At 68.4% G+C, this 12,916-nt stretch carries 11 protein-coding genes and 1 pseudogene; 9 read left to right on the forward strand and 3 right to left on the reverse strand.

All coding sequences use genetic code 11. From position 1 onward, the window contains the following. Nucleotides 1-146: 146 nt before the first annotated feature. From AC1DX2_RS07325 to AC1DX2_RS07335, 3 genes and pseudogenes are all read left to right on the forward strand, one after another. Nucleotides 147-518, forward strand: a pseudogene (locus tag AC1DX2_RS07325) (DUF3703 domain-containing protein). A gap of 94 nt (nucleotides 519-612) precedes the next feature. Beyond that, on the forward strand, nucleotides 613-978 hold the full coding sequence (locus AC1DX2_RS07330) for a tudor domain-containing protein (RefSeq protein ID WP_477195634.1): 366 nt from the start codon (nucleotides 613-615) through the stop codon (nucleotides 976-978). A gap of 137 nt (nucleotides 979-1,115) precedes the next feature. Then, nucleotides 1,116-1,811: a PEP-CTERM sorting domain-containing protein gene (locus AC1DX2_RS07335; protein WP_477195635.1), complete on the forward strand. Its 696-nt coding sequence runs from the start codon at nucleotides 1,116-1,118 to the stop codon at nucleotides 1,809-1,811. A 41-nt stretch (nucleotides 1,812-1,852) separates the two neighbouring features. Here the strand turns inward: AC1DX2_RS07335 and AC1DX2_RS07340 are convergent, their stop codons facing one another. Then, nucleotides 1,853-2,488, reverse strand: coding sequence for a helix-turn-helix domain-containing protein (locus AC1DX2_RS07340; protein WP_477195636.1), 636 nt, complete (start codon nucleotides 2,486-2,488; stop codon nucleotides 1,853-1,855). 46 nt (nucleotides 2,489-2,534) lie between these two features. On the opposite strand from AC1DX2_RS07340, the gene AC1DX2_RS07345 reads away from it, so the two are divergent. Then, nucleotides 2,535-3,095 (forward strand): N-acetyltransferase family protein, encoded by a 561-nt coding sequence (locus tag AC1DX2_RS07345; protein ID WP_477195637.1) that lies wholly within the window; start codon nucleotides 2,535-2,537, stop codon nucleotides 3,093-3,095. A 79-nt stretch (nucleotides 3,096-3,174) separates the two neighbouring features. Further along, a complete protein-coding gene (locus AC1DX2_RS07350) occupies nucleotides 3,175-3,678 on the forward strand; it encodes a hypothetical protein (protein WP_477195638.1) in 504 nt (167 codons plus the stop codon). 21 nt (nucleotides 3,679-3,699) lie between these two features. Here AC1DX2_RS07350 and AC1DX2_RS07355 read toward each other — a convergent pair whose 3' ends face one another. Continuing rightward, nucleotides 3,700-5,139 (reverse strand): Ig-like domain-containing domain, encoded by a 1,440-nt coding sequence (locus AC1DX2_RS07355; protein WP_477195639.1) that lies wholly within the window; start codon nucleotides 5,137-5,139, stop codon nucleotides 3,700-3,702. A 175-nt stretch (nucleotides 5,140-5,314) separates the two neighbouring features. Here AC1DX2_RS07355 and AC1DX2_RS07360 point away from each other — a divergent pair, with 175 nt between their 5' ends. Beyond that, complete coding sequence (locus tag AC1DX2_RS07360; protein ID WP_477195640.1) at nucleotides 5,315-6,268, forward strand: NmrA family NAD(P)-binding protein; 954 nt, start codon at nucleotides 5,315-5,317, stop codon at nucleotides 6,266-6,268. A gap of 106 nt (nucleotides 6,269-6,374) precedes the next feature. Beyond that, nucleotides 6,375-9,395 (forward strand): PAS domain S-box protein, encoded by a 3,021-nt coding sequence (locus AC1DX2_RS07365; protein ID WP_477195641.1) that lies wholly within the window; start codon nucleotides 6,375-6,377, stop codon nucleotides 9,393-9,395. A 16-nt stretch (nucleotides 9,396-9,411) separates the two neighbouring features. On the opposite strand, the gene AC1DX2_RS07370 is transcribed toward AC1DX2_RS07365, so the two are convergent. Beyond that, on the reverse strand, nucleotides 9,412-10,821 hold the full coding sequence (locus AC1DX2_RS07370; protein WP_477195642.1) for a hypothetical protein: 1,410 nt from the start codon (nucleotides 10,819-10,821) through the stop codon (nucleotides 9,412-9,414). Between the two features lie 172 nt (nucleotides 10,822-10,993). Between AC1DX2_RS07370 and AC1DX2_RS07375 the strand changes: the two genes are divergently transcribed. Together AC1DX2_RS07375 and AC1DX2_RS07380 are read left to right on the forward strand one after the other, a co-directional pair. Further along, nucleotides 10,994-12,307, forward strand: a complete 1,314-nt coding sequence (locus tag AC1DX2_RS07375; protein WP_477195643.1) for an NAD(P)-binding domain-containing protein — start codon at nucleotides 10,994-10,996, stop codon at nucleotides 12,305-12,307. 252 nt (nucleotides 12,308-12,559) lie between these two features. After that, the gene (locus AC1DX2_RS07380) at nucleotides 12,560-12,886 is read left to right on the forward strand and encodes a hypothetical protein (protein WP_477195644.1); all 327 of its coding nucleotides are present in this window, start codon (nucleotides 12,560-12,562) and stop codon (nucleotides 12,884-12,886) included. Nucleotides 12,887-12,916: the final 30 nt, after the last annotated feature.

The raw sequence follows: 12,916 nt of genomic DNA on the forward strand, positions 1-12,916 counted from the left end.
CTTGAACAAAACGGCTGCATTGCGCCCGGCAAGTTGGTCGGGCGAGCTTTTTGCGCGGGCTGCCTCACCCGTTAGCCGTTTCATTCAAGCGCGGTGCGGCGGCGGCGCCTACAGTGCGGCCCACCACCTTGACCAGGAGCCCCCGCATGCCTTCCTTCGGCACACGCATCAAACCCCACGTGGATGAAGAGCTGCACGCCGCGCGCCACACGTCGAGCCAGGGCGACGCCGCCACGGCCTTTGCCCACCTGGAACGCGCCCACGTGCTGGGCCAGGCCTCCACCGTGCAGCATGTGCGCGTGCACGCCCACATGCTGGCCTGAAGCTGCAGGCACGGCCAGGTGCGCGAGGCGCTTGGCCAGGTGCTGCGAATGGCGGGTGCGGCCACCAAGACCGCACTGGGCTGGGTGCCCGCAGGCAACACCGGGGGCGCCAATGTGAGCCCCTTCAAACGGATGCCGGTCGCCCCGGAGCTGGCCCGCACCATCCGGGCGGCACGCGAGGCCGCCGGCCGCTGACGCGCACAGGCGCCCTCCCGGCTGGGTGACGCCCCCATTGCCACGCCCCCGCACCCCTTGTAAGCTCTGGCTGCGCCAACCACAAGGAGATGACGTGAAAAAACTGATCCTGGGTCTCTTGGGCATGCTGTTCGCCGCCACATCGGCCTTGGCCTACCAGCCGGGCGAATGGGTGCTGGCCAAATACCGCAATGGGCCCTACTGGTACCCTGGCGTGGTGCAGCAGGACAACAATGGGCGCATCTCCGTCGCCTACGACGACGGCGACCGCGAAACCCTGCCCTCCAGCCTGGTGAAGAACTACAGCTGGCAGGTCGGCACCCGGGTGCAGTGCAACTGGAAGGGCGGCGGCAAGTGGTTCAACGGCCGCATCACCGCGCTGCGCGGCGGCGCCGTCAGCATCCACTACGACGACGGCGACAAGGAAAACACCGCCACCGGGCGCTGCCGCTCAACCTGAGCGCGGGCGGCGGGCGGCAGGCGGCGCCCACGCAACACCCGCATGCCCCGGGGCCACCGCGATATGCTTATCATGCGCACCGGGGCTGTCCGAAGTGGCCAGCCCGCCGCAGACCCACACGTTCAGGGAGAAAGCACATGCAGGTTCCATTCTGGGCCCGCGCAGCAGCGCTCATGCTGTCCTGCGCCGTCATGGCCGCGCCCGCGCAAGCGGGCGTGATCAGCTACAACTTCACCGCCGTCGTCAATGCCAATGGCATTCTGGACCCGCTGGCTGGCACGGGCATCGCCGCCGGCACCATCGTGACAGCCAGCATGCGCGTCAACGACGCCACACTGCCCGACAGCGGCACCATCACGCCTCACTATGCGTTCTACGACCAGGCCGTCATCGGCGGCACCATCTCCGCCGCCGGCATGAGCTGGACGTTTGGCGGCACGCAGGACAACTATGCCGTGGTGTGGAACGACGAAGACGTCGGCGGCGGCCAACTGTTCGACGGTCTGTGGGTGACGGCGCCACTCAATGGTGGCCCCAGCCTCAACGGCCTGGCCCCAGCCTACGCCGGCTTCGTGCTGTTCAGCCATGCTCCCGGCAGCAATGACGCATTGGGCAGCCTGGCCTTGCCAACCGCACTGGACCTGGCTGACTTCACCTTCCACCAAGGCGGCAACCTTGCCTTTGGCGGCCCGGGCAACTGGGGCGCCGCGTCGCTGGACATCACCAGCTTCAGCATCACCCGCGAGGCCGAAGTGCCCGAGCCCGGCACGCTGGCGCTGCTGCTGGCCGGCGGGCTGGGCGGGTGGGCCGCGCTGCGTCGTCGCCCAGCCTGAACCCGGCGGCGTCAGCGCCTTGCCGCCAGGGTATCGCGTGGCTACCGCCGCGCGAGTGCCACCAGGTACCGGCACTCACCCCGCCCGGCATTGGCAAACTCGCAGTCCACCGGGTCACCCAGCTCCAGGCAATCGCCCGCCGCCAGGCTGTGCACCTGCGCCCCCTCGGTGAAGCGCAGGCTGCCCGCCAGCACCCACACCAGCTGGCGCAAAAAGGCATAGGCCGAGGCCGGAAACGCCACCTTGGCGCCTGCCGGCAGCCGCACCTCCACCAGCTGCATGGGCAGGTCGGACAACGGCGAGAAAGACGGTGACAGCTGGCGGCGCAGGTAGCCGCTTTGCGGGTCGCGCCACAGCGGCTGCTCGGCCGCGCGCACCAGCCTGCCTGGCCGAACGGGCGCCGCGCCCTCGTCGGCCAGCAGGCTGCCCAACGTCAACCCGAAGGCGCCGCTGAGCCGGCCCAGCAGCTGTGCGGTGGGGCTGGCCTCGCCACGCTCAATCTTGCTCAGCATGGCCTTGGACACCCCCGAGGCCTGCGCCGCCTGCTCCAGCGACCAGCCACGCCCCTGGCGCAGCGCGCGCAGCCGCGCGGCAATGCGCGGCGTGGGGTCGTCTGCCGGGGCGGGCGCTGGCAGTTTTCTGACGGGCAGCGGTTTGACGGTTTGCGTTTTGGCCATATGTCTACTATAGTAGATTTTAATTCCACTATCAAGGAACCAAGCCATGCCCTCCACCCACCGCCCCGCGCTGCTGCGCGACGCGACCACTGCCGACCTGCCAGGCATCCTGGCCATCTACAACGACGTCATCGCCAACTCCACCGCCGTCTACGCGCTGCAACCCAGCAGCCTGGAAGAGCGCGCCGCCTGGTTCGAGACCCGCCGCGCCGCCGGCTTTCCAGTGCTGGTGGCGGTGCGCCCGCAAGACGACGCCGACGCCGAATCCAACGTCATGGCCTTCGCCTCTTTCGGCGAATTCCGCGGCGCCTGGCCGGGCTACCGCCACTCGGTGGAGCACAGCGTGCACGTGCGCGCCGACTGCCGCGGCCAGGGCTTGGGGCAGCGGCTCATCCAGGCGCTGCTGGTCCGCGCCCGCGCCATGGACAAGCACGTGATGCTGGGCGGCGTGGACGCCGCCAACCTGGCCTCGCTGCGCCTGCACCAGCGCCTGGGCTTCGAACAGGTGGCGCACTTCCGCGAGGTGGGGCACAAGTTTGGGCGCTGGCTGGACCTGGTGTTTGTGCAGCGGTGGGTGCAGGCTGGCGACATCCCCCAAATGAGGTAAAGCCACCGCTGGCAACGCCCCGGCGTCGCCGTATCCTGCACAGTACTGCAAGCAGAAAGCAGAAAGCAGGGAGCACACCATGAGCGGCGTCTACATCCATTCCACCAGTGCCGTGCACGCCATCCTGCGCTCCGGCGAATTCCTGGGCACGACCAAGGAGATGCAAAAGACCGGCGCCAGCGCCAGCGAACTGGGGCTGCGAGACGACCAGTTGCACACCCTGTTCGTCGAATGGCGCGAAGGCAATGTGGCCGAGTCCGTCTCGCGCATCGGCGCCACCAAAGGCGACCTGCGCGGTGTGCTGGTGTTCAAGGACCCCCAGCACATCCTCGGTCAGGTGGGTGGCTACCCTGCCGCCATAGGCGCCAAGGTGCCGTTGACCAACCTCTCGCTGCGCGGCATCCTGGTCGCCGAGGAGGACATGAACGCCACCGACAAAAGCGCGCCCTCCCTGCTCACGCTGGTGCGCCCCTATGCCGCGCGGACCTTCGCTTTCGACATGCAGCCGGTGGCCACCATCAAGGACGGCCGTTTCATCAACGAGTTCCTGCTCAGCGCGCTCAACAGCGGCGCGTTCTTCTGAGCCGGCCGGCGCTGAGCGCCTTCACACCAGGTACTGCAGCCCCGTGCCCGCATAGCCCACCAGGTTCACATGCGTCTGGTTGGCGGCAGAGGCGGCCATGTCGGCCAGCCACTGCACCTGGCCAATGGTCTGCGCGTCCAGCGGCGCCACCAGGTTGGCCAGTGTGGCGGCATCGGGCGCCTTGCCATTGACGTTGGTGTAGACATACCTGGCGAAGGACGCGTTGTCCGTGCCGGCCGCAAAGGCTGCCATGATGCCCGAGTTCACCAGCACCGCGGCACCATCGCGCAGCGAAAAGCCGGCGTCGAAATAGCCCACGAACACGCCCACCAGCGCCTTGTTGGCCAGCGCTGGCGCGCCCACGGCGGCGGCCAACATCAACAGGGCCTCGCCGCCGGCCTGCGTGGGCTTGAGGTCCAGCGCCAGGCGCACGTCGGCGAACTGCAGCCGCTCCACGTTCGTCAGCGTGTCGGTGTTGTCGCTGGCGTGGGTGCTGTAACCGCGGCTGTCGACCACCGACACGCTGCTGGCGCCCACCAGCACCTTGTATAGGCTGTAGTTGCCGCCATACTGCGCCGTGTCAATGCCACCGCCGCCGTCGATGGTGTCAAACCCCGGGCCGCCCTTGAACACCTCGTTGGTCGCGATGCCGAAGTACTTGTGGTTGGCCGCGTCGTCGGTGGAGAAGGTATAGCCCTGCCCGGTTCCGGATGTACCGCCGTAGACCCGACCATCGGCGTCCTTCACCGCGCCGGAGGTGATCGTCACGGTGTAGGTGTAGCGCTCGTCCAGGTCCTTGGTCGGGTCGATGGTGAGCACCTTGCCGTTGATGCTGAGGCGGTTGCTGGTGGCAACGTCGAACACCTCGTCCACCACGTTGCCGTTGTCAGCGGTATGCGACAGCGTGATGGTGCCGCTGCCGCGCAGGATGTCCTCGTTGAACGTGATCTGCAGGTTCGTCGTCAGCGCGGCCACCTGGCCCTGGTTCGGCGGGCTTTGCGACGCCACCTTGGGGCCGGCGGTGTCCACGTCCGCAAAGATGTCCATGCCGAAGTAGGTGTAGTACGCCCCAATGCTCCAGTTGGGCTTGACGTAGTAGGTCCCGCTGTACGGCGCCACGAACGTCATGGAGCTGTAGCCGCCGGTGCCCGGGGCGCCGTTGAAGAGATTGACGCCCTGGCTGTCGTAGACGTTGGTGCCCGAGGGGTTGAAGAAGCTGTTCACCGACACGGTGTAGGTGGCCCCGGCCAGCCCCTGGAACGTGTAGTACACCGACCCATAGCCATCCCCATCGTCCACCTTGGCCCGGTAGTCCCAGTTGGTGCCGGGAAACGTGAACGGCTTCAGCGTCAACGAGCCCGCCGCCGCCATCTGGGCCGCTGTCATGTTGAAGTAGATCAGCGCGCTGGGCAGGTCCCACGGCGTGGGGGTGTCGGTCAGGTTGTAGGTCAGGTTCAGCATCGGGTCGCGCGGGCGCTGGTCGCCATGGGTGGGGGCGCAGCCATTCTGGCCCCAAGGCGGGCGCCGTCCTATCCCCCAAAAGGGTCATTTGCAGGCCGTACACATGCGGATTGCCCTATCCAGCCCGGGTGAAATGCGCTACAAACAGCGCCTCACCCTTGAGGAGCCCACCACCATGTCCAGCAGCAAGAAAACCATCGCCGTCCTCGGCGCCACCGGCGCCCAGGGTGGCGGCTTGGTGCGTGCCATCCTGGCCGACCCGGCCGGCGGCTTTGCCGTGCGCGCCATCACCCGCAAGACCGACTCCGATGCCGCCAAGGCCCTGGCCGCCGCCGGTGCCGAGGTGGTGGCCGGCGACGCCGACAAGCCCGACAGCCTGGGCGCCGCCTTTGCCGGCGCCTACGGCGCGTTCTGCGTCACCAACTTCTGGGAGCACTTCTCCGCCGAGCGCGAAGGCGTGCAGGCCGCCAACCTGGCCCGCGCCACCAAGGCCGCCGGCGTGCAGCACGTGGTCTGGTCCACGCTGGAAGACACGCGCAAGACCGTGCCCCTGAGCGACACCCGCCTGCCCACGCTGCAGGGCAAATACAAATGCCCGCACTTTGACGCCAAGGGTGAGATGGACGCCGTTTTCGTCGCCGAGGGCGGGCCCACCACCTACCTGATGAGCGCCTTCTACTGGGACAACCTGATCTACTTCGGCATGGGCCCGCGCAAGAACGACGACGGCTCGCTGACGTTCGCGTTGCCGCTGGGCGGCGCCAAGCTGCCCGGCATCGCCGCCGCCGACATCGGCCCTTGCGCTTACGGCATCTTCAAGCGCGGCACCGGCACCGTGGGCCAGCACATCGGCGTCAGCGGCGACATCCTCAGCGGCCCCGAGATGGCGGCCAAGCTCAGCGCCGCCTTGGGCAAGCCGGTGAACTTTGTCGACCTGCCGTTTGATGTCTACCGTGGCCTGGGCTTCCCCGGCGCGGACGACCTGGGCAACATGTTCCAGTTCCAGGCCATCGCCGGCGAGGCGTTCACCAAGGCGCGCGACCCGGTGGCAGCGCGCGCCTTGCACCCAGGCCTGCAAGACTTCAGCACCTGGCTGGCGGTCAATGCCGCGCGCATCCCGGTGGCCTGAGGGTCTGCCCGCTGCGCGGGAAGGGCGCGCCCACGCGCCTGCCCATTAGGGCAATCCCGCCCCGGCGGCGGTTGCGTTCGCCCCCTGCTGCACAGAGAATGGGCCAATGACACTGGAGCGGCTGCGCGCACAGGCGGGCACTGACGTTGGGCGGGCCTTGCGCTGGGTCGCCATCGGGCTGGTCGCCGTTTCGGCGCTGCTGGTGGGGCTGGCGCTGGCGCACCTGCGTCTGCAGGCGCTGGACGAGGGCCGGCGGCTGACCGAATCCATTGCGCAAATCATCGAAGAGCAGACCACCCGCACCCTGCAGGCGGTGGACCAGCAGTTGCAGCTGGCCGTGGCCGGCCTGGAAGGCCTGCGCAGCCAGGGCCGGCTCGACGAGGGCAACGCGCGCACGCTGTTGCGCGGCCAGCTGAAAGACACCCCCTTCTTGCGTGCCATCTGGGCGCTGGACGCGCAGCACGGCCGCATCACCTTCGACACAGACCTGGGCAACATTGGCATACCGCTGGCCGACCGCCCCTACTTCCAGATCTACAGCGAGCAGCCTCAGACCGGCTTCTACCTGGGCGCTCCGGTGCGCAGCCGTTCCACCGGCGGCTGGCTGATCAGCGCGGCTCGCCCCTTGCACGGGCCGGACGGCAAGCTCGCCTATGTCGTGGCAGCGGCGCTGGAGCCCCCCTATTTCGACAAGCTGTGGCGCAGCGTCAATCTGGGCGAAGGCGCCTCGGTCGCGCTGTTCCGGGGCGACGGCAGGCTGATGATGCGCAGCCCGTTGGACGACGCGGTCATGGGCAAGTCCTTCGCTGGCGTGGGCGTCTTCAACCACTGGTCACCACAGCACCCGATGGGCAGCTACCGGGGCGAAAGCAACATCGATGGCAAGGCCCGCATCTTCGCCTACCGCGCGCTGTCCTCCCATCCCGATCTGCTGGTGGTGGTGGGGCAGGCCGAAGACACCATGCTGGCCCAGTGGCGCCGCCTGGTGTGGGTGGTGGTGGCGGTGTGGCTGGCCGGCGTGCTCACCATGCTGGCGCTCACCGTATTCCTGGCCAGCGCCTGGCGCACCGCCGACCAGGCACGCGCAGAAGCAGCGCTGCACACCCAACGCTTGGCGCTCTCGACAGACGCCGCACAGATCGGCGTGTGGGAGTGGCAAATCGCCAATCCCCGGAACTGGTATGCCTCGTCCACCTACTCCACCATGCTGGGCTACGACCCTGACGAAGGACCTGCGCAGCGCCAGCGCTGGATGGACCGCGTGCACCCCGAAGATCGCACCACCGTGGAGGCCACTGTGGACGCCGTGTTGCAAGGCGCCAACGTGCCCTACGACTACGAGGCCCGCATGCGCCACGCCGACGGCAGCTGGCGCTGGGTGCACGTGGTGGGCAAGGTGCAGGCGCGCGACGCCACCGGCAAGCCCACGCAGATCACCGGCGTGCGCATGGACATCACCCAGCACAAGACGGCCCAGCAGGCGTTGCGCGACAGCGAGGCGCGCTACCGCGAGCTGTTCCTGGGCAACCCCCAGCCCATGTGGGTGCTGGACCCGCAGAGCCACGCCTTCCTGGCTGTCAACCAGGCCGCACTGGCGCGCTATGGCTACAGCCTGAACGACTTCTTGTGCATGACGGCCGAGCAAATCCTGCCGCACGACCAGCGCGACCTGGTGGACGCGCAGATGGTCAACCCGCCCCATGTGGGCCCGCCGGCCCGCACCTGGACCCATGTGCGCAAGGACGGCAGCACCCTGCTGGTGGAGGTCTCCAGCCATGCGCTGACCCACGGCGGGCGCGACGCGCGCCTGGTGCTCTCCACCGACGTCACCGAGCTGCGTCGCTCGCAGCAGGAGCTGGAGCGCTACCGCGCCCACCTGGAAGACCTGGTGGCCGAGCGCACCGCCGCGCTGGCCGAGGCCAACAAGTCGCTGCAGCAGGTGGCACGCTTCAACCGCACCGCCATGGACGCCGTGCCCGGCACCATCGCCTACTGGGACGCCACCACCCGCTGCCGCTTCGTCAACCAGGTCTACCTCGACTATTTCGGCGTCACCCCCGAGCAGGTGCTCAACCGCAGCGCCGCCGATATCTTCGGTGAGCAGTGGGAGACGCAGATCCGCGAGCCCATGCTGGCCGGGCTGGCCGGGCAGCCGCAAGAGTTTGAGCGCACGCGTGAGTTCGAGGGGCGCGGGCGCTTCACCCACCGGGTGCACTACCTGCCCGACCGCGGGGCGGACGGCAAGGTGGCCGGCGTGTTCGTGATGAGCTTTGACATCACCGCGCTGAAGACCGCCGAAGAGGAGCTGAAGCAATCCAACCACCAGCTCACCGACGCCCTGGCCGGCCTGGAGCGCGCCAAGGATCAGCTGGTGCAGTCCGAGACCATGGCCGCCCTGGGTTCGCTGGTGGCCGGCGTCTCGCACGAGTTGAACACCCCCATCGGCAATGTGCTGGTCACCGCCTCGGCGCTGGGGCAGGAGATGCGCGCCTTCAGCGAGCTGGTGCTGTCCGGCTCCGGCAAGCGCTCGGATTTCATGGCGCGCAGCGCGCGCCTGGTCGAGGCCGGCGAGCTGATTGAGCGCAACGCCCAGCGCGCCGGCAAGCTGGTGGCTGATTTCAAGCAGGTGGCGGTGGACCAGACCAGCGCACGCCGGCGCGCCTTCCAGCTGCACGAGGTGGTGGCCGAGACCATCAACCTGATGGCCCACAACCTCAAGCGCGCCGGCCACGAGGTGGAGCAACACGTGCCCGAAGGCATCCACATGGACGGCTACCCCGGCCCGCTGGAGCAGGTCATCACCAACCTGCTGGGCAATTCACTGCTGCACGCCTTTGAAGGCCGGCATCACGGCCGCGTCACCCTCAGCGCCGAGGTGGACGCCGCGCAGCAGATCGTCACCCTGCGCTATGAAGACAACGGCGTGGGCATACGGCCCGATGCGTTGCACCGCGTGTTCGAGCCCTTCTTCACCACCAAGCTGGGCCATGGCGGATCTGGCCTGGGTCTGTACATCGTCTACAACCTGGTCACCGGGGTGCTGGGCGGCAATGTGGAGATCAGCAGCCAGCCTGGCGAGGGCACGCGGTTCACGATGACGCTGCCGCTGGTGACGCCTGGCGGCTAACGCCGCGCGACCACGTTCACGCGGTCGCGGTCGCCAACAGCTGCGGCAGTCGCGCGCCGGCCGCCGCGGCTTTCTCGCCCACTGACTTCAGCACCGCCATCACCTGTGGCGTGATCTCTACGCCCTTGAGCACCACCGACTGCGCGTTCATGCGGTTGCCCTGCACCCAGCCCCACAGCGCCGGGTTCTGCCGCCAGCGTGCGGTGTTGAGCAGCGTGGGCGCCCACATGCGCAGCAGGTCCAGCGGCACTTCGGGGCCGGGTACCGGCAGGCACAGCGCGTTTTGCTCGGCCTGCCCTTGCACGTGGGCCTCCACCCAGGCGATCAGGCCGGCGCTGAACAGCGGCTGGCAGGTGCGTACCATCATCACGTTGACGGTGTCACCGTCAAACGCCGCCACCCGAGGCGCCGGCTGTATGGCGCAGCTGGTGCAGTCCACATACAAGGTGTCAGGGTCTGCCGCCAGCTCACCGCGTTCCATGACGAGCCACCCAGGCTCGATGGCCTGCACCCGCCCCAGGCGCACGATCTCACCCACCCGGCGCAGTTGCTCCAGCTCGCCACGCGACACCACGGCGCAACGGAATGTTGTGGGCTCCACCCGGGGGTCTATGCGCAACAGCACACCGCTGGCCTCCAGGCGGTGGAAAAAGTCAGCCATGTCTTTGGCCTGGGCGATAGCGTCGAACTGATCGGTGGTGTACTTGTAATAACGCTCCCAGCCGCGCGGCCCGGTCTGCACGTTGGCGCGGTCGTACAGCCAGGCGTCGCGTGGCATCACCCAGCGTATGCGTGTGTGCGGCACGCCGTTTTCCAGCAGCCAAATGCAGGCGTCCATGCCGGTCTTGCCAGAGCCCACTACGGTGTAGCAGGCAAAGGGCCGCTGCACCGCCGGCAACCGGTTCAGCGGCACCAGGTCCACCCCGGCGGCCACGCGGTAGCGCGGCGGGTGAGTGGAGGGAACTTCCGTGCGCGCGTGCGTGGCGTTGACGATCTTGCGGCGCACCCGCACCATGCGCTCCTCGCCCGACATCAGCAGCCGCACGCGGTGCACGCCGCCTTCGCCACCCAGCCACTCGCAGCTGGGCCACCACTGCACCCGTCCCGACGGCAGGAAGCGCTGCTTCATCACCTGCTCGAAATGCGCCATCACCTCGGCGCCGGTGGCCAAGCTGGACATGCCGTCGTTGAAGCCACCCACCTCCAGCGAGCCGTCGCTCAGCTCGCGCGAGGCCACGCCGTACCAGGCCGAGGGCTGGTGCAAGCGCACGAACGAGTAGGCGTCATTCCAGTGGCCGCCGGGGCGGTGGTGGCGGTCCACCATCAGCACGCTGGCCTGTGGTGACTCGGACAGCAGCGTGTCCACGAAAGCCATGGCACTGCCGCCGGTGCCGATGACGAGATAGTCGGTGTCGATGCCTGCCATGCCTGCACTCTCCGATGTGGTGGGCGCAGCACGCCCCGCGCTCCGAACCCCGATTGTGACCGCGCGACCCACGCCGGGCAAGACGGTGGGCGGTGGCCTGCGGCAGGCGCAGCGCCCGTCTTGCCGGACGCTGCGCCAACTGGTAATGTGCAGCACCTGCCCAGGGAGACCCATGCCAGACGACCCCTTGCCGCTGCCAGACCGCCCCCTGGACCTCGCCATCATCGGCGCCGGCCTGGCCGGTCTGGTCCACCTGCATTACGCCCGCCAGGCCGGCTTGGACGCGCTGGTGCTGGACCGCGCCGCCGGCGTGGGCGGGCTGTGGCGCGACCTGCCGGATTGGCAAGACATCCAGATCTGCCCGGTGGACTGGACGCTGGGCGACATCCCCATCACCGGCCCCAGGCGCGCCGACATCGTGGCCAATGTCGAGCAATGGGTGCCACGCTTCGGCCTGGCCGATGGCCTGCGGCTGAACACCCCCGTGCAGCTGGCGCGGCACAACGGCGAGCACTGGGAGCTGCACACCCCGCAGGGCACGCTGCGCGCCCGCCACCTGGTGGCCGCCACCGGCGCGCACAACACGCCTGTCATCCCCGAAGTGCGGCGCAGTGCCAGCACGGTGCGCGAGCTGCACTCCAGCGCGCTGCGCGACCCCACCGAACTGGCCGGCCGCGAGGTGCTGGTGGTGGGCGGCGGCGCCTCGGCCTTTGACCTGCTGGACCTGGGCCTGGAGCACCAGGCCGGGCACATCCACTGGGTTTACCGGGGGTTGCGCTGGTTCACCCCCACCAACAAGCCCAAGGCCATCGCCGGCAGCTTTCGCCCCTTTGCCAAGCTGCAGGCCAGCGGCATGCCGCCGGCAAAGCAAAACGAACTAATCAATGCCGACCTGCGCGCGCGCTATGCCAAGTTTGGCCTGCAGGCGCTGCTGCCCGAGCAGCCGCTGGACGTGCTGCGCGACCAGATCATCCCCGGCCGCGCCCGCATGCTGGGGCAGCTGGGCGCGCTGCAGCGCCACCCCGGCACCACTGTGCAGGCGATAGAAGGGCCGGAGGTGCTGCTGTCCGACGGCAGCCGCCTGCGCCCCGACGTGTTGCTGTGGGGCACCGGCTACGGCACCCACCTCGGCTTTTTTGAAGAGCCGCGCGTCGCCTCCCTGCGCAGCGTGGGTGATCTGGCCGCGCGCTGCGCCTGCATGTTCCGCAGCATGGACGCGCCCAACCTGTACTTCCCTGGCGTCTTTCTGGACGGCATTGGCGCCACCGCCTGGGCCAATGCCATGCTGGCGCGCACCGTCATGTCGCACATACGCGGCACGGCCCGGCTGGACATGGCGCCTGTGCCGCACAAGCTGAACCACCTGGACATGGTGGCCCACCTGGCCCAGCGCGATCCATACACGTACGGTGAGGGCCGCGGCTTGGCCTTTTACCGTGACCTGACACTGAACCTGCCAGACGACCAGCCCTATCCGATGCCGTGACCCATTCCATGAGGTGTGCAGCAGCCATGTAGGATGCGGCCGGCACCACAACGCGGCATTTGACGACCCACTCCCCCAAAAGAGTCATAGCCAAACCACCTAAAATTCAGTACGCTAGGCACAAACGAATCGTGGAGAGGGTCGGTGGGGTGCCTGGGCAGGCTAGCGAGTCCAGTGCAAAGATGCATCTTGCTGGCCTGCCGTCGCGTTCCCTCGCAAAAAGATTAGACGCAACGAGAAAGCACACAGGTCGTGTTCAATATTTTTCGCCGCTCCCGCCCCACGCCGCTGACGCCGGCGGCGCCCGATGCCGCGCAACCCGCGCCTGACAAGGCCGCCGCTGACGCCGCAAGCAGGGCCGCCCGGGGCGACACCACCCCCGCGCCGCTGGAAGTGGTGGAAGGCAATGCCGACACCGACTGGAAGCTGTGGGAACAGGCCGTGTCTGGCCAGGCCGGCAGCGGGTCCAAATCGCAGTGGGAAAAAACCTGGCCGGGCATGGAAGCGCCACCGCCAGCTACCCCCTCGCAGCTGGAAGAGACCGTGCGCATGAAGCGGCTGCCGCCTTCGGAGTCCTGACCCGGCAAAGGCTGCCCCCTTCCGAGGGCA

It is taken from the genome of Hylemonella sp. P2_B10 (assembly GCF_056404875.1).